20 protein-coding genes are annotated in these 18,884 nt (G+C 73.3%); 12 read left to right on the forward strand and 8 right to left on the reverse strand.

Going from position 1 to position 18,884, the window contains the following annotated elements; all coding sequences use genetic code 11:
- Nucleotides 1-52 precede the first annotated feature (52 nt).
- Nucleotides 53-724, forward strand: a complete 672-nt coding sequence (locus OG736_RS14340) for an O-methyltransferase (RefSeq protein ID WP_057599805.1) — start codon at nucleotides 53-55, stop codon at nucleotides 722-724.
- Between the two features lie 61 nt (nucleotides 725-785).
- On the opposite strand, the gene OG736_RS14345 is transcribed toward OG736_RS14340, so the two are convergent.
- Nucleotides 786-1,178: a hypothetical protein gene (locus OG736_RS14345; RefSeq protein ID WP_020126876.1), complete on the reverse strand. Its 393-nt coding sequence runs from the start codon at nucleotides 1,176-1,178 to the stop codon at nucleotides 786-788.
- Between the two features lie 117 nt (nucleotides 1,179-1,295).
- On the opposite strand from OG736_RS14345, the gene OG736_RS14350 reads away from it, so the two are divergent.
- Nucleotides 1,296-1,748: a DnaJ family domain-containing protein gene (locus OG736_RS14350; RefSeq protein ID WP_327182787.1), complete on the forward strand. Its 453-nt coding sequence runs from the start codon at nucleotides 1,296-1,298 to the stop codon at nucleotides 1,746-1,748.
- Here the strand turns inward: OG736_RS14350 and OG736_RS14355 are convergent.
- Together OG736_RS14355 and OG736_RS14360 are read right to left on the reverse strand one after the other, a co-directional pair.
- Nucleotides 1,737-2,594, reverse strand: a complete 858-nt coding sequence (locus OG736_RS14355; RefSeq protein WP_442817033.1) for a hypothetical protein — start codon at nucleotides 2,592-2,594, stop codon at nucleotides 1,737-1,739. The two genes, OG736_RS14350 and OG736_RS14355, sit on opposite strands and share 12 nt — an antisense overlap.
- 5 nt (nucleotides 2,595-2,599) lie before the next feature.
- Nucleotides 2,600-3,295 carry a hypothetical protein gene (locus OG736_RS14360; protein ID WP_327182788.1) on the reverse strand — a complete coding sequence of 232 codons (696 nt, stop codon included), beginning with the start codon at nucleotides 3,293-3,295 and terminating at the stop codon, nucleotides 2,600-2,602.
- Nucleotides 3,296-3,447: 152 nt separating this feature from the next.
- Between OG736_RS14360 and OG736_RS14365 the strand changes: the two genes are divergently transcribed.
- Entirely contained in the window at nucleotides 3,448-3,969 is a 522-nt protein-coding gene (locus OG736_RS14365; protein WP_327182789.1) for a GNAT family N-acetyltransferase, read from the forward strand.
- A gap of 179 nt (nucleotides 3,970-4,148) precedes the next feature.
- Here OG736_RS14365 and OG736_RS14370 read toward each other — a convergent pair whose 3' ends face one another.
- Nucleotides 4,149-6,194 carry an MDR family MFS transporter gene (locus OG736_RS14370; protein ID WP_327182790.1) on the reverse strand — a complete coding sequence of 682 codons (2,046 nt, stop codon included), beginning with the start codon at nucleotides 6,192-6,194 and terminating at the stop codon, nucleotides 4,149-4,151.
- Between the two features lie 172 nt (nucleotides 6,195-6,366).
- Between OG736_RS14370 and OG736_RS14375 the strand changes: the two genes are divergently transcribed.
- Nucleotides 6,367-7,506 (forward strand): peptidoglycan-binding domain-containing protein, encoded by a 1,140-nt coding sequence (locus OG736_RS14375; protein WP_327182791.1) that lies wholly within the window; start codon nucleotides 6,367-6,369, stop codon nucleotides 7,504-7,506.
- A gap of 295 nt (nucleotides 7,507-7,801) precedes the next feature.
- Here the strand turns inward: OG736_RS14375 and OG736_RS14380 are convergent, their stop codons facing one another.
- On the reverse strand, nucleotides 7,802-8,449 hold the full coding sequence (locus OG736_RS14380) for an HAD-IA family hydrolase (protein WP_327187606.1): 648 nt from the start codon (nucleotides 8,447-8,449) through the stop codon (nucleotides 7,802-7,804).
- Between the two features lie 165 nt (nucleotides 8,450-8,614).
- A complete protein-coding gene (locus OG736_RS14385) occupies nucleotides 8,615-9,196 on the reverse strand; it encodes a TMEM165/GDT1 family protein (RefSeq protein ID WP_327182792.1) in 582 nt (193 codons plus the stop codon).
- A 377-nt stretch (nucleotides 9,197-9,573) separates the two neighbouring features.
- On the opposite strand from OG736_RS14385, the gene OG736_RS14390 reads away from it, so the two are divergent.
- The 5 genes from OG736_RS14390 (at nucleotide 9,574) to OG736_RS14410 (ending at nucleotide 15,598) form a co-directional block, all read left to right on the forward strand.
- Entirely contained in the window at nucleotides 9,574-10,218 is a 645-nt protein-coding gene (locus OG736_RS14390; protein ID WP_142264028.1) for an HNH endonuclease family protein, read from the forward strand.
- Between the two features lie 78 nt (nucleotides 10,219-10,296).
- Nucleotides 10,297-11,943 (forward strand): alkaline phosphatase D family protein, encoded by a 1,647-nt coding sequence (locus OG736_RS14395; RefSeq protein WP_327182793.1) that lies wholly within the window; start codon nucleotides 10,297-10,299, stop codon nucleotides 11,941-11,943.
- Nucleotides 11,944-12,112: 169 nt separating this feature from the next.
- Nucleotides 12,113-14,164, forward strand: coding sequence for an FAD/NAD(P)-binding protein (locus tag OG736_RS14400; RefSeq protein WP_327182794.1), 2,052 nt, complete (start codon nucleotides 12,113-12,115; stop codon nucleotides 14,162-14,164).
- Nucleotides 14,165-14,266: 102 nt separating this feature from the next.
- Complete coding sequence (locus OG736_RS14405; protein ID WP_327182795.1) at nucleotides 14,267-14,722, forward strand: DoxX family protein; 456 nt, start codon at nucleotides 14,267-14,269, stop codon at nucleotides 14,720-14,722.
- Between the two features lie 261 nt (nucleotides 14,723-14,983).
- Nucleotides 14,984-15,598 (forward strand): DedA family protein, encoded by a 615-nt coding sequence (locus OG736_RS14410; RefSeq protein WP_054238093.1) that lies wholly within the window; start codon nucleotides 14,984-14,986, stop codon nucleotides 15,596-15,598.
- A 55-nt stretch (nucleotides 15,599-15,653) separates the two neighbouring features.
- On the opposite strand, the gene OG736_RS14415 is transcribed toward OG736_RS14410, so the two are convergent.
- Nucleotides 15,654-15,899, reverse strand: a complete 246-nt coding sequence (locus OG736_RS14415) for a DUF2277 domain-containing protein (RefSeq protein ID WP_057599816.1) — start codon at nucleotides 15,897-15,899, stop codon at nucleotides 15,654-15,656.
- 98 nt (nucleotides 15,900-15,997) lie between these two features.
- Between OG736_RS14415 and OG736_RS14420 the strand changes: the two genes are divergently transcribed.
- Nucleotides 15,998-16,903 (forward strand): ketopantoate reductase family protein, encoded by a 906-nt coding sequence (locus OG736_RS14420; protein WP_327182796.1) that lies wholly within the window; start codon nucleotides 15,998-16,000, stop codon nucleotides 16,901-16,903.
- A gap of 20 nt (nucleotides 16,904-16,923) precedes the next feature.
- On the opposite strand, the gene OG736_RS14425 is transcribed toward OG736_RS14420, so the two are convergent.
- The gene (locus OG736_RS14425; protein ID WP_327182797.1) at nucleotides 16,924-17,469 is read right to left on the reverse strand and encodes a GNAT family N-acetyltransferase; all 546 of its coding nucleotides are present in this window, start codon (nucleotides 17,467-17,469) and stop codon (nucleotides 16,924-16,926) included.
- 112 nt (nucleotides 17,470-17,581) lie between these two features.
- Between OG736_RS14425 and OG736_RS14430 the strand changes: the two genes are divergently transcribed.
- On the forward strand, nucleotides 17,582-17,992 hold the full coding sequence (locus tag OG736_RS14430) for a thiol-disulfide oxidoreductase DCC family protein (RefSeq protein WP_327182798.1): 411 nt from the start codon (nucleotides 17,582-17,584) through the stop codon (nucleotides 17,990-17,992).
- Nucleotides 17,993-18,000: 8 nt separating this feature from the next.
- Nucleotides 18,001-18,840: a serine hydrolase domain-containing protein gene (locus OG736_RS14435; RefSeq protein ID WP_327182799.1), complete on the forward strand. Its 840-nt coding sequence runs from the start codon at nucleotides 18,001-18,003 to the stop codon at nucleotides 18,838-18,840.
- Nucleotides 18,841-18,884 lie beyond the last annotated feature (44 nt).

Raw genomic sequence — 18,884 nt, forward strand, 5'->3', positions numbered from 1 at the left:
TTCCTGACGAGACATACCGCCGGATATGTCAGGTACACGAGAGGCAGAGCGCATGAGCGAGTCGCAGGCCTGGGACGCTGTCGACGCCTACTTCACCGACCATCTCGCCCCGGACGACGAGGTGACGGCGGCCGCGCTGCGCGACAGCGAGGCCGCCGAGCTGCCGCCCGTCAACGTCACGGCCAACCAGGGCAAGCTGCTCCAGCTGCTCGCCGAGATCCAGGGGGCCCGGACGGTCCTGGAGATCGGCACGCTCGGCGGTTACAGCACGATCTGGCTGGCCCGCGCGCTCCCGGCCGACGGCCGGCTGATCTCGCTGGAGTACAGCCCCCGGCACGCGGAGGTCGCCACCCGCAACATCGCCCGCGCGGGCCTGGACAAGCTGGTCGAGGTGCGGGTCGGGCCGGCCCTGGAGTCGCTGCCGCTGCTGGCCGACGAGAACCCGCCGCCGTTCGACCTCGTCTTCATCGACGCCGACAAGGTCAACAACGCCCACTACCTGGAGTGGGCGCTGAAGCTCACGAGCGTGGGCAGCCTGATCGTCGTCGACAACGTCGTCCGGGGCGGGCGGGTCGTGGACGCGGACAGCGACGCGGGAGACGTGGTCGGCACCCGCGCCGCGATCGAGCTGATCGGCTCGCACCCGAGGCTGAGCGGTACGGCCGTCCAGACGGTGGGGGCGAAGGGCTACGACGGCTTCGCGCTGGCGCGCGTGCTGGCCTAGCCCTACCGGGGCGGACAGGCCCCGGTGGCACCGCCTCCCCCGTCCCGATCCCCCGAAATTGTCACGCCTCGTGATAGAAGCCCACGTTGACGCTGCGCGGCCCGGTGCGGTCGAGGACGATGATCTCGCCGGAGCCGCCGCGCGCCAGCGGCATGGTCCCGCCGTAGGCGAGCGGCTGGGCGTACTGGCCGCTCACCAGCCGCACCTCGGAGGACGGCTCGTCCTGCGACCCGCGCAGCCACGAGACCTGCCAGGTGCCCTCGGGGCCGCACAGGAACTCCAGGTGCACCCGGGAGACGAACAGCCAGTCGTCGGGGGTCGCGAGGCGGCACACGGACTTGTCCCGGCCCACCCGGAGCACGGCACCCGGGTCGCTGGGCGAATCGGCCATCAGCATGCCGGCCGTGGCGCCCTCTTCCGTCCCGGAGACGGTGGCCATGGTGAGTTCGAGCACGTGCGCTCCCCTTGAAATGTCTTTGACATGCCTGTCGGCGTGCTGGGTCCTAAGTGTGCTTGTACAGCGGCCGCATGATAAATCGCCCGGCCCCACCGCGTCCGGCACAATGGACGCATGACCGAGCGAAAGCCACCGGGTGTCCCGTTCGAGTCCTGGGTCGACAAGCAGATCCGTGACGCGGAGCGGCGCGGCGAGTTCGCCCAACTGGCGGGAGCGGGAAAGCCGTTGCCGACGGGTGCGGACACCGCGTACGACGAACTCTGGTGGATCAAGCGCAAGATGGCCCGTGAGGGCCTTTCCGTCCTGCCACCGACGCTCGCCCTGCGCAAGGAGGCGGAGGACGCGCTCGCGGCGGCGTACGCGGCGCCTTCGGAACGCCTCGTCCGGAAGATCATCACGGACGTCAACGTCAAAGTGCGCGACATGATGTACAAGCCGCCGCCCGGCCCCCCGCTGGGCATGAAGCCGTACGACGTCGAAGCGGTCGTACGGGAGTGGCGGGAGCGCCGGGCGGCGGCAGGTGGGTCGGCCGCGAGGGCCGAAGGGGCCGAGGGCTCAGAGGTGTAGCAGCCGCTCGGTCAGTTCGCGGTAGTCCCGCAGGGCCAGCCGGAGCTGCTCGGTGTCGGTGGCCGTCGCGGTGGCCGTCGCGGAGCGGTCCTTGCCGCCCTCCGACCCCGACTGCCAGGACCCGCGCAGGGTGCGGCGTCGGCGGTCCACGGCGTCCGTGAACTGCGCGGCGAGTTCCTCCAGCACCTGGTCGGCCTCCGCGACGGCGTCGCGCGGGCCGTCGACGAACCCGACGACCGCGTGCCGCATGCGGGAGGCGATCCGGTCGCACTCGTCGTCCGGCAGGAGGGACGCGCCGTGACCGCGGTGCTCGGCGGCGGCGGCCGCCGTCGGCTCACGGCCCGTGACGGTGTCCACCGCGCCCGCGTCCCGGTGCCGGGGCTGCGCCCCTTCGCCGGAGGCACTGAGCGGGCCCGCGTCCCGACCGGCGCCGGCCGCCCGACCGCGCGCGGGTTCGCCCGCGCCGATGTCGGAGCCGAGCGGCGTCGGCTCGCCCACGGCTGTCGTACCGCGCGGCTCCGCCGAAGTCCGTCCCCTCTCCCCCGGCAGGACGGCCTCCCCCGGCAGAGCGGCCTCACCCGGCGAGGCTGCCTCGCCGGGGGTGCGTGCGGTGTCGCCGCCGCGTACGGCTTCGCCGGTCCGGCCGGGCCGCAGAGTGTCGGCGGCCCGTGCGGTGTCGCCGGGCTTCGTCGCGCGGGCTCGGTCGCCCGCCGGTCGGCGGCTCTCCGGAGCCCCGCCCGGAATCACGTCCGGGTTCGCACCCGTGTCACGCGTCGTGTCACGCGTCGTGTCCTGCGTCGTGTCGGGCGTCGGGTTCGGCGTCTTGTTCGGTGTCAGGTCCGGCATGGCGGTCAGCCCTCCTTCGTCTGGTGACGGTGGAACCCTCGCGGCAGGTGGTGGCCGGAGCGGGAGCCGTTCTGGCTCACGCGCTCCTGCGGGCGACGGCGGCCGGCGTCGTGGGAGGCCCCACCGACCAGGTCGTCGAAGAGGGCGCGCGCCTCGACCAGGGCGGCCCGCATGTCCTCGGTGCCGGGTGCGCCGGACGTGCCGGTCGCGCTCGCGTCGTGCGTGTCGACGCCGTTGACGCGTACGCGGGCGACCCGGTGGACGCGTCGGTAGCCCTGGACGTGGTGCGCGTGGTGGACGGAGAGCGCGGCGAGCTGCTCCTCGTACTGGTCGCCGTCCGGGAAGCCCCGGGCGCCGGCCACTTCGGCGAGCAGACGGTCGGCCTCGGTGACCGCCTCCTGGGGCGAGTCGACGAACCGCTCCTGCGCGGCCGTCCAGCGGGCCTCGAACCTCTCCCGCTCGGCGGGCTCCAGCGGGCGCTCGCGCAGCCCGCCGTGCCGCTCCACCAGGGCGTCGAGCTCGCGCTCGGCGGCCTTGACGTCCCCGTCGTGCCGGGCCACGGCACGGTCGTACTCGGGCCCGAAGCGACGCTTCAGACCGTGTCCGCCGTGCGACCCGCGGGCCCGCACGGCCAGAACGGCCGCGACGGCGACGATGGCCGCCACGATCACGATCAGAGCGATGATCACTCCTGTGGACATGCCTTGCCTTCCGATGTGTCGGCCCCACGGGCCGGTTCACGCATCGGGTTGCCCGGACTGCCTCTCCCAAACGGCCCGCGCACCTACCGGGACGAGGGTGTCGACGCATATTCGGTTGCGGGGCGGCCGGGCCGTCTTCGGACAATGTCCGCATGACGACGTCGCCGACCTGGACCCTCACCGCCGAACCCTTCGACGCCCCGGCCGCCCGCGCCCTCTGGCGGGCGTACTACACCGAGGTCAGCGACCGCTACTACCTGCTGCACGAAGGACGCAGAACCGACCCGGTCGAGCTGGAGCGGGAGATCGCCGCCCGCACCGGTGCCGAACTCGCCCCGCCCGGCGGACGGTTGCTCGTCGGACGGTACGGCGGTGAACCGGCCGGCACCGCGGGCGTACGGCTGCGGGACGCCGACACCGCCGAGCTCACCCGGGTGTTCGTCCGGGCGGAGCTGCGCGGCCGGGGCGGCGCCGCGCTTCTCGTCCGGGGCGCCGAGGACGCCGCCCGCGCGCTCGGCGCCACCCGGATGATCCTCGACACGCGCGGCGACCTCGTCGAGGCCCGTGCCCTGTACGCCCGGCTGGGTTACACGGAGACCGCGCCGCACAACGCGGACCCGTACGCCGAGCACTGGTTCGGCAAGCCGCTCGGCCAGGGCGTGTCCGCAGAGTAGCGCCGTCTGCCCGCAGGGCAGGGCTCGCGGCGTCCGGTGCGTGCGATCGCAAGGCGGAGGGTCGCCCGCGTACCGGGTGTACGTGGGCTATCCGACAACGCGCTGGGGGTGCCCCCTCCGGGGGAGTGCGTGCCGGGCGTCGCGAGCCAGGCGGGACTCTGCGGACACGTCCTGGGACCTCAGGTGAGCCGGTGGTCGGGCACCACCCGCCCGCCGTGCGGCTGTTCCCGGTCCGAGCCGCACAGCTCGCTGTTCAGCTCCTTGACGAGCTGGACCAGGTCGGTGGGCCGGTCCGGGCCCCACCAGTCGCCGAGCAGCTCGGCCAGCGACTCCTCGCGGACCTGCGCGAGCCGGTCGGCGACCTCGCGCCCCTCGTCGGTCAGCATCATGTCGAGCCCCTCGCGTACGGCGAGCCCCCGTCCCTCGATCTGACGGACGGCCTCGATGATCACCGGCAGCGGGACGGTGCTGTTCTCGGAGAGCACGCTCGGCTCGACACTGCCGTACCGCTTGATCCGCAGCAGCAGCCAGCTCGACGCCGGCAGGAGGTCCTGGCCGGCCAGGGCGGCGATCTTCCGGTAGACCTCGCGGCGGCCCTCCCGGGTGCCGAGCACGGACAGCGCCCGGCACACCTCGTCGTACGAGGACCGTTCCACCGGGTTGCTGGCGAGGGTCTCCGTCACGTCGGGCGCGGTGACCGAGCCGCGCAGCGGGTCCTCCTTGAGGAACCACGCCAGGACGAAGCCGACGAGGGCGACGGGGGCGGCGTACAGGAAGACGTCGGTGATGGCGGACGCGTACGCGTCCAGGGCCTGCGGTCGCAGGGTCGACGGCAGCTCGGCGATGCCGCGCGGGTCGGACTCGAGTCCGTCCACCGAGACCCCGGACGGGAGTTGCACGCCCCGGAAGGCATCCGTGAGCTTGTCACCGAGGCGGCCCGAGAAGATCGTGCCGAAGATCGCGACGCCGAAGGAGGCGCCGATCGAGCGGAAGAAGGTCGCGCCGGAGGTGGCGACGCCGAGGTCCTCGTACCCGACGGCGTTCTGCACGATCAGCACCAGCACCTGCATGACCAGGCCGAGGCCGAGACCGAACACGAAGAAGCAGGCGCTCATCGCGCCCGTGGAGCTGTGCTCGTCGAGCCGGTGCAGGAGGAGCAGGCCGAGCGTGGTGACGCCGGTGCCGGCGACCGGGAACACCTTCCAGCGGCCGGTGCGGCTGACGATCTGCCCGGAGGCGGTGGACGCCAGCAGCAGGCCCGCCACCATCGGCAGCATGTGCACGCCGGACAGGGTCGGCGAGACGCCCTGCACCACCTGGAGGAAGGTCGGCAGGTAGGTCATCGCGCCGAACATCGCGAAGCCGACGATGAAGCTGATCACCGCGGAGAGGGTGAAGGTGCGGATGCGGAACAGTTTCAGGGGCAGCACCGGTTCGGCCGCCCGGCGTTCCACGGCCACGAACGCCACGGCCAGGAGCACGCCCAGCACCGCCAGGCCGACGATCTGCGGCGAGGCCCAGTCCCAGGTGGTGCCGCCGAGCGAGGCCACCAGGACCAGGCAGGTGGCGACCGCGGCGATGAGGAAGGTGCCGAGGTAGTCGATGACGTGCTTCGTCGACTTGCGCGGGATGCGCAGGACGGTCGCGATGACGGCGAGCGCGACGACGCCGACGGGCAGGTTGACGTAGAACACCCAGCGCCAGCTCAGATGCTCGGTGAACAGGCCGCCCAGCAGCGGGCCGAGGACGCTCGTGGCGCCGAACACCGCGCCGAACAGGCCCTGGTAGCGGCCGCGGTCGCGCGGTGGGACGAGGTCGCCGACGATCGCCATCGACAGCACCATCAGGCCGCCGCCGCCCAGGCCCTGGAGCGCGCGGAAGGCGATCAGCTGCGGCATGTTTTGCGCCATTCCGCACAGCGCCGAACCGATCAGGAAGATGACGATCGCGGTCTGGAACAGCCTCTTGCGCCCGTACTGGTCACCGAGTTTGCCCCACAGCGGGGTCGCGGCCGTCGACGCCAGCAGGTACGCGGTGACCACCCACGACAGGTGCTCCATACCACCGAGCTCGCTGACGATCGTGGGCAGGGCGGTCGACACGATCGTCTGGTCCAGAGCGGCGAGCAGCATGCCGAGCAGGAGGGCGCCGATGGAGACGAGAACGTTTCCGGACACGTGTTCCGCACGCGGATCCGCCGCCCTGCTGTGCGCGTCCAAGACCATGGATGCCTCCCGAGGCTCTGGTGACCCCCTCCATCGTGATCGGTGTGACCCGTTATGGCCTCTTGTAGTCGTCTTGCGCTCTGACGGAATACGACATTCCGGGGGTCGCGGGCGGCGGGGCATGTGAAGGATCTGCATAATCTCTGGAGTTTGAATGGGGAGGGACGAACACGTGATCGATCCGACGGGGCACCAGGGGCACTCGGGGCAGCAGGGACTGCCGTGCCCGGAGTGCGGAGCGCTCCGCGCGCTCGACAACACCCCGTCCTGCGTCTGCGCCCAGCGCGCCTCCGAGGCCCAGCGCGACACGCGCACGACGGAGGCGGCCGCCGCGGAGGACTTCGATCCGTTGCGGATACGGCCCTACGTCGAGCTGGGAACCGAGGGCGGGGGCGAACCCGCGGGCACGTTCGGGGGCGAGGCCGAGGGTGGATCCATGGGCTCCGCCGGCCCGGCCGACGTGACCATGCCACTCCCGACCGTTCCTGGCGCTCCCGGCGTTCCTGGCGCTCCCGGCGCTCCGGCCGACGCGACGATGCCCCTGCGCACCGTGCACCCCGGCGGGCCGGCGCCGGACATGACGGCGGCTCTGCCCACTCCCCTGGCCGCGTCCGCCTCCGAGCCCAGCACGACCGACCTGAACCTGTTCGAGGCGGCGGACGTCGGCGCCGTACACCCCGACGACGAGGAACCGCACCACCCCCGCCGTCGGCGCACGCTGCTGATCGCGACGACCGCGGCCGTCGTGGCCGTGGTGGCGGCGGCCGGATTCGCCTCCGGACTGTTCACCTACGAGAAGCCGACGCGGGACGGGGCAACCCCCGAGGACGTACGGGCGGCCGTGCCGGACGCCTCGACCAGCGCCGCCTCGGCGTCGGCCTCGCCGAGTCGCTCAGCGTCCCCGTCGGCCTCCGAGGCCTCGCCGTCACCCTCCGAGAGCGAGAGTCCGTCGCCCTCCGCGTCGGAGTCGAGCGCCTCCCCCTCGGCGTCACCGTCGGCCGACGCCGGGCAGGCCACGCCGACCGCCCGCGTGACCGGCTCCCTGGCGCCCGGCAACGGGGCGGACAACGAGGACGACTCCGACGAGGCGGTCGTCCTGCGGCGCGGCGACAAGGGTGCCGAGGTGACCGAACTCCAGCTGCGGCTGCGCCAGCTGTTCCTCTACAACGGCGAGACCGACGGCACCTTCACCGGCGAGGTCGAGGACGCCCTGCGCAACTACCAGTGGTCCCGCGGCACGACCGAGGACGGCCTGGGCATCTACGGAGCACAGACCCGGACCCGCCTGGAGTCGGAGACGACAGAGCCGTAGCCCCGGGAACCTCAGCCCCCGGATCCCGAAACCACGGCAACACAGGCCCACGGGCACCGCAGCCACCACGGCACCCGGACCTCACGGCACCACAAACCCGCGCACCCACCCGGACCCCGGGGCGTCACAGACCCGCGGCACCACAGCCCCCGCGGCGCTCACGCCACAAGGATCCGCACCCGGACTCCGCCGCCTCACCCGAGCGGACCCGGAGCCCGAAGCCGAAGCCCGCAGCCCCCGCCCGCGGGCCCGGGCCCGGAAGCACGGCACGACCGCCCCACAGCCCCCCGGCGCCTCACGCCACGTGGATCCGCACCCCGGACTCATCCGATTCCACCCGCACCTGCCGCAGATCGCGGACCACCACGTCGGGCCCGTGCGCGGCGGCCCGCGGTCCCACTCCCACGACCCGCATGCCGGCGGCCCGGCCGGCCGCGATGCCCGCGCCGGAGTCCTCGAACACCACGCAGTCGGCCGGGGCGATCCCCAGCTCGGCCGCGCCCTTGAGGAAGCCCTCGGGGTCCGGCTTGCTCGCGCCCACCGACTCCGCGGTGACGCGCACGTCCGGGAGCGCCAGTCCGGCCGCGGCCATCCGGGCCGTCGACAGCGGCACGTCCGCCGAGGTGACCAGCGCGTGCGGGACGCCCCGCAGGGAGGCGAGGAACTCCGGCGCGCCGGGCACCGGCACGACACCGTCCAGGTCGGCGGTCTCCTCCGCCAGCATCCGCGCGTTGTCCGCGTGGTTCAGGTGCACCGGCCGGCCGGGCAGCAGCACGGCCATCGAGGCGTATCCCTGGCGGCCGTGGACGACCTTCATGACGTCGTCCCCGTCGAGCCCGTGCGTGTCGGCCCAGCGCCGCCAGACCCGTTCCACGACGGCGTCGGAGTTCACGAGGGTGCCGTCCATGTCGAGCAGGAGGGCGCGGGCGGTCAGGACCGGCATCAGCAGCTCCAGGTAGGAAGAGAACAAGGCGGCCCCGCCCGCCGGTCAGGGAAAACGAGCGGGAGCCACTTTGTTTCTCTACGGTACAAAACAATGCGGGTCCACCGCCACCCCGACCGCGAGGTGCCGGGGAGCGTTCACCCGCCGTTCAGCTCCGCCCCGACCTCAGCCGGCGATCGCCTCCCACAGGCTCCACACCCCGAGCGCCAGCATCAGCAGCGCCGCGATCTGCGTGATCAGCCTCAGCGGCACCCGCTTCATCAGCGCCTTTCCGCCGACGATGCCGAGCCCGGCCACCGCCCACAGCGCCAGCACCGCACCCAGTCCGACGGACAGCGGGTCGTCGTAGCGGGCGGCTAGGTTCGCCGTCATGATCTGGGTGAGATCGCCGAACTCGGCGACGAGGATCAGCATGAAGCCCGCGCCGGCGACCTTCCAGAAGGACTGGTTCCCCGGCCGCCGGACCTCCTCCTCGCTCTCGTCCTTCTTCAGCAGCAGCACCGCCGCGCCGCCCAGGAACAGGACACCGGTCAGCGCGTGCACGAGCTGCTGCGGAAGCAGGGTCAGCACGCTGCCCGCCGCGACGGCCAGCGCGACATGCAGCGCGAAGGCGGCGGCGACCCCGGCGAAGACGTACGAGGCGCGGTAGCGGGTGCCGAGGACGAGGCCGGCGAGCGCGGTCTTGTCCGGCAGCTCGGCCAGGAAGACGACGCCGAAGACGAGCGCCGTCACGGTGATGCTGATCAAGGTTCCTCAATCGGTCGGGGGCCGCCCCACCGAGAGTCCTGACGCTTCGGGAAAGAAGACACCTCGGCACGGCAGCACACATGTCATCCCTGCCGTGGGGCACGGATGTGCACTGCTTGCCGAAGGTCTCGCTGGCGGACCCTGTGACGGGTCTGCCTCCGGGCGCCGGCTCAGACGAGCTGAGCAGTATGTCGACGGTCCGGCGAAGAGCTACTCCCCTTCTGCGTCCCCCATTGTACGAGATCGTTCTGCCATAAACCTTGTCGTGTCATGCACGCGTCACTAACTTCTCACCGGGCGCACATCTCCCCGCAACGTGCGGCCGCGAGCATTCCCTCGCTCGCGCTCCAACACCCCGCCTCCCCCATGGAGTTCGCATGTCGAAGTTCTACGCGCGTGGACGGCTGAGCATACTCGCCGCCCTCACCGGCCTCATAGCCTCGGTCGGGCTTCTCAACTCCCCGACCGCCTCCGCCGCTCTCCCCACCCCGGTCAGCGCCGCGACCGCCCGTACCTACCTCGCCTCGCTCACCGTGGCGACCGAGGTCCGCACCGGCTACAGCCGTGACCTCTTCCCGCACTGGATCACCATCTCCGGCACCTGCAACACCCGGGAGACGGTCCTCAAGCGCGACGGTACGAACGTCGTCACCAGCTCCGCCTGCGCCGCCACCAGCGGCAGCTGGTTCTCCCCCTACGACGGCGCCACCTGGACCGCCGCCGCCGACGTCGACATCGACCACATGGTCCCGCTCGCCGAGGCCTGGGACTCCGGCGCCCGCAACTGGACCACCGCCCAGCGCCAGGCCTTCGCTAACGACCTGACCCGCCCGCAGCTCATCGCCGTCACGGACAACGTGAACCAGTCCAAGGGCGACCAGGACCCGGCCGAGTGGATGCCGTCGGTCACCTCGTACCGCTGCACCTACGTCCGCGCGTGGGTCCAGGTGAAGTACTACTACGGCCTGTCCGTGGACTCCGCCGAGAAGAGCGCGCTCACCAGCTACCTGTCGAGCTGCTGATCGACTCGTGACCGCAGGTATCTCCCCACTCTCCTCCGTCGTTCCGTACCGTACGGGGCGACGGAGGAGGGCGATCGCGTGGCCGAACTGCGGCTGGGACCAGTACTGAGATATGCCGACGGCTCGACGGCGACCGTATGGGTCGAGGCGAGCCGCCCGTGCGCCACCGAGGTGCGCTGCGCGGACGGTGCGGGCGGCAGCGCCCACACCTTCCAGGTGGCGGGCCACCACTACGCCCTCGTCGAGGTGACGGGCCTGACGGCGGGCACGGCCACGGGGTACGAGGTCTTCCTCGACGGCACCCGCGTGTGGCCGCTGCCCGACTCGCGCTTCCCGCCCTCGGAGATCCGCACCCCCGCCGCGGTCGGCGCCGGCGACGGCGGCGACGAGGTCCGGGTGGCGTTCGGCTCCTGCCGCTGGGCGGCGCCCCCGGCGGGCGGGCACGACCCCGTGGGGCCCGACGCCCTGGACAGCCTGGCGGCGCGTATCGCCGCCGATCCGGCGGCCGAACGGCCCGACGTGCTGCTGCTGTTGGGCGACCAGGTCTATGCCGACGAGGTCTCCGACGCGACCCGGGAGCGGATCGCCGCCCGCCGCGGTCTCACCGACGCGCCGGGCGCCGAGGTCGCGGACTTCGAGGAGTACACCTGGCTCTACTACGAGTCCTGGCTCGACCCCGAGGTGCGCTGGCTGCTGTCCACCGTGCCCAGCTGCATGGTCTTCGACGACCACGACGTCATCGACGACTGGAACACCTCCGCCTCCTGGCTGGCCGACATGCGGGCCGCCCCCTGGTGGCGCGAGCGGCTGCTGAGCGGCCTGATGTCGTACTGGGTGCACCAGCACCTCGGGAACCTCTCCCCGGCCGAGCTGGCCACCGACCCGCTCTACGCCGCCGTACGCGAGACCCCCGACGGCACCGACGCACTGCGCGCCTTCGCCTGTCGTGCCGACGCGGACCCGGCGTCCGTGCGGTGGAGCTACCGGCGCGACTTCGGGCGCGTGCGGCTGCTGATGGTCGACAGCAGGGCGGCGCGGGTCCTCGACGAGGACGGGCGCTCGATGCTCCACCCGGGCGAGTGGACCTGGCTGCGCGAACAGACCCTCGACGGCCCAGGCTCCTACGACCACCTCCTGATCGGCACCTCGCTGCCCTGGCTGCTGCCGCATCTGGTGCACGACGCCGAGGAGTGGGACGCGGCGCTGTGCCGGGGCGAGCGCGGGGCGCGCTGGGCCCGCATCGGGGAGAAGGTGCGGCGCGGGGCGGATCTGGAGCACTGGGCGGCCTTCCCCGAGTCCTTCGCCGCGCTGGCGCGGCTGATCGCCGAGACGGGGACGGGGGCAGGGGCGCCGGCCAGTGTGCTCGTGCTCTCCGGGGACGTGCACCACGCTTACGTGGCGGAGCCGTACTGGCACGAGGGCGGCGGCCCCGACGCGCGGGTGCTCCAGCTCACCTGCTCCCCGGTGCACAACTCCGTCCCCGCGTCGATCCGGGTGGGCTTCCGCTTCGGCTGGAGCGCCGTGGCCCGGGCGCTCGGCCGCCGCCTGCGTCGGCACGGCCGCTGTCCCCGGCCGCCGGTCGGCTGGCGCAAGAAGGGCGGGCCGTGGTTCGGCAACCAGCTCATGTTCCTCACCCTGCGCGGGCGTTCGGCCCGGCTGCGGCTGGAGCAGGCTCAGGGTGACGGATCGCTGAAGACGGTGCGGGAGTCCGACCTGACTCCCTGAGTGCTCCCTGAGGACTTCCTGAGGCGAAACAACCGGGGCACCCGGGGCCCGCGTTGGCTTCCGTGACGGCCGACGGCATGATGATGCGGACCGTCCGCTTCCACCGCGGCCCCGTGGACGGTCCGCTCCATCGCGCCCCACACGCCCGGGAGTCACCCTCTTGCCCTCAGTGAACGCAGACCAAGCCGGCGTCGCAGAGCCCGCACCGGACGCGAACGCGAACGCGACACCGTCGGTCACCGTTTCCCTCGCCCTCGTCGGCGCCGGGCCGCGAGGCACCAGCGTCCTGGAACGCCTCTGCGCCTCCGCGCCCGACCTCCTTCCGCCCGGGGCGCGACTGACCGTCCACGTCGTCGATCCCGCCCCGCCGGGACCGGGTCGCGTATGGCGCACCGCGCAGTCGCGGGAGCTGCTGATGAACACCGTGGCCTCGCAGGTGACGCTGTTCACCGACGACAGCGTGGACTGCGCGGGCCCGATCCGTCCGGGTCCGAGTCTGCACGCGTGGGCGGCCGGCGAGCTGGGGCCGGACGAGTACCCGACCCGCGCGCACTACGGCCGCTATCTGGAGTGGGTGTTCGCCCGGACCGTGCGCCAGGCCCCTCCGTCGGTGCGCGTCGAGACGCACGCGGCCCGCGCGGTCCGGCTCGACGACGCCGCCGACGGCCGCCAGGTCCTCACCCTGGACGACGGCCGGATCCTGCTCGGCCTGTCCGCCGTCGTCCTGGCCCAGGGGCATCTGCCGGTGGTCGCCGACACCGCCCAGCGACGCCACACCGCGTACGCCCGACAGCACGGCCTGCGGCACGTCCCGCCCGCCAACCCGGCCGACGTCGACCTCGCCGCGCTCGCCCCCGGCGAACCGGTGCTGCTGCGCGGTCTCGGCCTGAACTTCTTCGACCACCTGGCCCTGCTGACCACCGGCCGGGGCGGCCGCTTCGTCCCCGTCCCTGCCCACGCCGGCGTCGGCACCGGGCGGGCGGCCCTGCGCTATCTGCCCTCCGGTCACGAGCCGCGGCTGTACGCCGGTTCCCGGCGCGGCATCCCGTACCAGGCGCGCGGCGACAACGCGAAGGGGCCGTACGGCCGTCACCGCCCGCTCGTGCTGACCCCGGAGGTGATCGCGGGATTCCGCAAGCGCGCGGACTCCGGTGAGGCGCCCGACTTCCTGGCCGAGATATGGCCGTTGGTGGCGAAGGAGGTGGAGACGGTCTACTACGCGGCCCTGCTGCGGGAGCCGGCGCGGCCCGGCTCCGCGGAGGGTTTCGTGCGGGAGTTCTCGGCCGTCCCGCACCGCGACGCCCAGGAGGCCGTGCTGCTCGACGGGTTCGGCATACCGCGGGCCGACCGCTGGAGCTGGGACCGGATCTCCCGGCCGTACACGGGACGGCGGTTCGCGCATCCGGGGCAGTGGCGGGACTGGCTGCTCGGCCATCTGCGCAGGGACGCGGAGGAGGCCGCCCGGGGCAATGTGGACGGGCCCGTGAAGGCGGCCCTGGACGTCCTGCGCGACCTGCGCAACGAGCTGCGGCTGATCGTCGACCACGCCGGTCTGACCGGCGCCTCCCGCCGGGACCACCTGGACCGCTGGTACACCCCGCTCAACGCGTTCCTGTCCATCGGCCCGCCGCGCCGGCGCGTCGAGGAACTGGCCGCTCTGGTCGAGGCGGGGGTGGTGGAGGTGCTCGGTCCCCGGCTGGAGGTGCGGGAGGAGGACGGGGCCTGGCGGGCGCACGCGCCGGAGGTGCCGGGGTCGGCCGTCCGGGTGACGACCCTCGTCGAGGCGCGGCTTCCGGAACCGGATGTGCGACGCACCGCCGACGGCCTGCTGGCGCGGCTGCTGAAGACCGGGCAGTGCCGTCCCCACACGGTGGACGGCTATGAGACCGGAGGCCTGGACGTGACCCCGCGCCCCTATCACCTGATAGACCGTCAAGGGCGGCCGCACGCAAGGAGGTTGGCTTTCGGCGTACCTACGGAGGGCGTGCACTGGGTCACCGCGGCAGGCGCCCGCCCAGGGGTGGATTCGGTCACATTTTCGGATGCCGACGCAGTGGCGAGAGCCGCGCTGCGCACGGCGGTCAGGGAGCTCGAACCCGGGACAGAGCCCCAGGCAGAGCCCCAGGCGGCGCCCCAGGCGGAACCACGGGCGGAAGGCCGATCGGGACCCCGGACGGAACCCGAACCGTGGCTAGAAGTTGAACTTGCAAGCATCGATTAGGTGCGCCTAACGTGTGTCGCTCATTCGGTACCGCCGCCCCCACGACCGGTCCTTCCCCCATCCGGGACCGGCCCGACCGACACCGAAGGAGCACCCCCCACCATGTCCGCTCGCCTCAACACCGCACAGCCCTACGCGATCGGCCTCTTCCGCATCGTCGTAGGCCTGCTCTTCGCCTGCCACGGCGCGGCCTCGCTCTTCGGCGTCCTCGGCGGCGCCGCGGGCACCGACGGCGGCACGCTCGACTCCGGCGCCTGGCCCGGCTGGTACGCGGCCGTGATCCAGCTGGTCTGCGGCAGCCTGGTGCTGCTCGGCCTCGGCACCCGGGCCGCCGCGTTCCTGGCCTCGGGCTCCATGGCGTACGCCTACTTCGACGTGCACCAGCCGAGCGCCCTGTGGCCGATCCAGAACGGCGGCGAGGCCTCCGCGATGTTCTGCTGGGCCTTCCTGCTGCTGGTGTTCACCGGCTCCGGCGCCCTCGGCATCGACCGCCTGTTCGCCGGCCGCCCGGCCACCGAGCGGGAGCCCGCGGCACCCAAGGCCACGGTTTCCGCCTGACCTTGTTCCGACGACACCGTGATCCGCGGTCATCCGGGCCCTCACGGCGCCCGGGTGACCGCGGATCAGCACGTGGTCGACCACGGATCAGCACGTGGTGGACGCTCTCGGTGAACGTCCTGCACCGAACACATGAGCCCCCCGTGAATCTACTGTCACACCCCGGGCGTACGCTGTATGGCTGTCATTGGCCGCACCTGCCGCTCCCCCGCGACACAGCGGCACGGTCGGCCGTCACGGGGGAGACACGGGGAGTCAGTGGTGTTCGAAAGTGTGGGGGCTTTGCTCGGCAGCCCATGGATCTACGCGGTGGTGGGCCTGTCGGTCCTCCTCGACGTGTTCCTGCCGGTGCTGCCCAGCGGGGTGCTCGTCATCACGGCCGCCACGGCCGCGGCCGCGGGCTCGGGTGCGGCGACCGGTCAGGTGCCGCACGACGTACCGGACATCATGGTTCTGATCCTCTCCGCGACGACCGCCTCGGTGCTGGGCGACCTGGTGGCCTACCGGCTGGCCTGGCGCGGCGGTGAGCGCCTGGACCGGGCGATCTCCCGCTCCCGACGGCTGACCACCGCGCAGGAACGTCTCGGCGAGGCGCTGGCCCGGGGCGGCGGCGCGCTGGTCGTGCTGGCCCGTTTCGCCCCCGCCGGCCGTTCCGTCGTCTCGCTCATCGCGGGGGCCGCGCATCGCCGCCCCCGCGAGTTCCTCCCCTGGTCCGCCCTGGCCGGCCTCTCCTGGGCGGGCTACAGCGCCGCCCTGGGCTACTTCGGCGCGCACTGGCTGGGCACGACGTGGCTGGCGACGGGGGTGTCGGTGCTCGCGCTGTTCGGCGCGGGGGCCGGTGCGGCGTACGTCATGCGACGGCAGCCGGCGGCGTAGCGCGCCACCGGCCGGGCCCTGGGCGCGCTCCATGCCCTTGGGTTCCCTACGTGCGCTACGTGCCCTGGGTGCGCGCTGCCGCGCCCCGGCCTGCCCCGCGCACCTCCAGCCCGTCCAGCAGCTCCGCCGTGGCCGCGGCGATGACCTCGACCGCTCGCTCGAACACCTCCCGGTTGTGCTCGGCCGGCGCCCGGAAGCCGGACACCTTACGGACGTACTGCAGGGCTGCGGCGCGCACATCGTCCTCCGTCGCCTTCTCGGGCAGGGCGGGGGGACGCAGCGTCTTGATGCTCCGGCACATGTCTCCCAGTCTCCCCCGGCACCCCGCCCTCGTGCCATGATCACCTCCGAGGCGGCCACCGCACCCGCGGGGCCGACCGACGAGAGGGACAACAGCACATGACGAAGGACATACTCAGCGTCGCCGTTCTCGGCCCCGGCGGGGTGGGCGGCCTGCTCGCGGCCCTGCTGTCCCGCGCCGGCCACCGGGTGACCTGCCTGGCCGGCGAGGAGACGGCGGCGGCCCTGCGCGCCGACGGCATCCGCGTCCACAGCACCCCGTTCGGCGACTTCACGGCGCGGGTCGCGGCGGACACCGAGCTGCGCGCGCCCGTCGACGCGGTGCTGATCACCGTCAAGCACACCGCCCTCGACGCGGCCCTGGCCCGGGTCCCCGCCCCGGCTCTCGGCGAGGACACCCTCCTCGTGCCGTTCCTGAACGGCGTCGAGCACCCGGCGGTCCTGCGCGCCCGGTACCGCCCGGACCGGGTCGCCCCGGCCGTCGTCCGGGTCGAGTCGACCCGGGTCGCGCCCGGCGTGATCGAGCACGGGAGCGGCTTCGCGGAGATCGACCTGACCGGCGACACCGTGCCGCGCCCGCGCCTCGACGCGCTCGCGCGGGCACTGGAGGCGGCCGGCCCGGCCGTCCGCGTCCTGCCGGACGAGACCGCCGCCCTGTGGGCGAAGATGGCCTTCCTCGCACCCTTCGCCCTGCTCACCACCCGGCACGGTCTGCCGCTGGGCGAGATCCGCACCCGGCACCGCGAGGAACTGACCGCCCTGGTCGAGGAGACCGCCGCCGTCAGCCGCGCCTGCGGCGCCCCCGCCGACCCGGCCCAGGCACTCGCCCGCTACGACTCCTTCGCCCCCGGCACGAAGTCCTCCATGCAGCGGGACGCCGAGGCGGGGAGGCCCCTCGAACTCGACGCGATCGGCGGGGGGTTGCTCCGCGCGGCCGAGCGGCACGGGGTTCCGGTGCCGGTGGCCACGCGCCTGGTACGGGAGTTGGCGGACGCTACCCGGTAGCGGCGGCGGGCCCGGGGCCGCTACCCGGTAGCGGCGGCGGGCCCGGTGCGCAGGTCGACGTACCAGTCGTTGGATCTGATCGGGTTCCCCTTCGGGTACTCGAAGTCGGCCTGTCCGAGCAGGGTGAACCCGGCCTTGCGGCACACCCCGTTGGACGCGGCGTGCTCCACCTTGGGGAACGCGTGCAGGGCCGGGTGGCCGTCGTGTCCGGCCCGCTGCCGTACGACGTCGACGAGCGCCCGGGCCGCCGTCGCGGCGAGCCCTCTGCCCTGGAACTCGGGCAGGATCCCCCAGCCCGTCTCCCACACCGTCTCGCCCCGCCACTCGCGCTCCCAGTAGCCGATCGAGCCGACGGTCTCCCCGGTGTCCGCGAGCGTGACCCGGTACATGCGCCCGGCGAACGGCTCGACATAGCGCCGATGCCGGTCGGCGAGTTTCTCCTCGCTCTCCGGCCCGCCCAGCTGCTCCGTCATCGCGGGGCTGTTGGCCCGCCGGAGGAGCCAGAAGTCGCCCTCCGCCCAGGGCACCAACCGCACCTGTTCCACTCCCGTGGCCCGTTCATCCATGTGCGTCACCCTAGGGCCAGGGTCCGACACCGGCGGTGGCCCGCTACCGTGCGAGGCTGCGGGGAGGAACCAGTCAGTGCCCCCACCGTGGGTGGGAGGTGGAGGGAAACCAGTGACCAACCCCGCTCCGCACGGCCCGCGCTCCGTGCCCCCGGTACTCGCCTACGACGGGGACTGCGGCTTCTGCCAGGCGTCCGTCGACCGTATCCGCGATCTCGCCGCTCCGGTGCTGGAGGCGGTTCCGTGGCAGTTCCTGCCCGCGGAGTCGACCGCGCCGCATCTCGAACGGCTGGACCGGGAGGTGTTGTTGCTGCGCGGCGGCACGGTCCTCGCGGGCGGGGCCGACGCGCTGGCCCGCTGGCTCGGCACCTCGCCGTCCGCCGGCTACCGCACGCTCTCCGCCGTCCTCCGGCTGCCCGGCGTCCGGGGCTGCGCCCGCGTGGTCTACCGCTGGGTGTCGCGCAACCGCCACCGCCTGCCCGGCGCCACCCCTGCGTGCGCGGTCCCGCCGCGCGGCGAGTGAGGCCCCTCGTGCGTCGTCGCGTCCCGACCTGCGTCCTCACCCACGCGGACCCGCCCGCCCTCGCCGACGGTCACGCCGTCGACCGTTACGTCGAGATCGGCTCGCTCACCAAGGTCGTCACGGGCACGGCGCTGACCCGGATGGCCGCGGCCGGGGTGCTCGCGCTCGACGACCCGGTCGAGCGGTGGCTGCCCGAAGCCCCCGCGACCGGGATCACCCTCCTGCACCTGGCCCGGCACACCTCCGGCCTCCCACGGCTGCCGCCCGGCCGCCTCCCGCCCCGGGACCCGTACGCGGCGTTCGACCGCTTCGCGCTGCACGCGCTGCTCCCCGGCCTGGACACGCTCGCCACCCGGCCCCCGGGCCGGGAGGAGGAGTACTCCAACCTCGGATACGCCGTCCTCGGCGCGGCCCTGACCGCCGCGGCCGGGGCGGCCTACGAGGAACTGGTGACCGCGTACGTGCTGCGTCCGCTGGACGTCACGGAGATGACCGCACACCCCGTCCCGGCACGGCGGCTGCCCGCCCCGGGCCTGTTCGGCAGGCCGCGCAGACCGTGGACGATGGACGGCGCGATGCTCCCGGCGGGCGGACTGTGGGCCACGCCCCGCGCGGTGGCCGACCTGGTCGTCCGGCTGCTGGTGGAACGCCGGCTGGGGGACCCCGCGCCCACCTGGGCGACGGCCGGTCCGCTGCGCTGGCACAACGGGGCGACACGCCACGCCTCGCTCTTCACCGGGGCGACGGCAGACGGCAGTTGGGTGGTCGTCCACCGCCTCAACGCCGACCCGGACGGCACGGACCGGCTGGGCCTCGCCGCCCTCGAACGGAGCCGGGCGGCCCCCTGAGACCCACCCGAGAACAATCGAACGTACGTTCACAGGAACACCCC

Origin of the sequence: Streptomyces sp. NBC_01334 (genome assembly GCF_035983595.1) — a bacterium.
Taxonomy (GTDB): domain Bacteria; phylum Actinomycetota; class Actinomycetes; order Streptomycetales; family Streptomycetaceae; genus Streptomyces; species Streptomyces coriariae.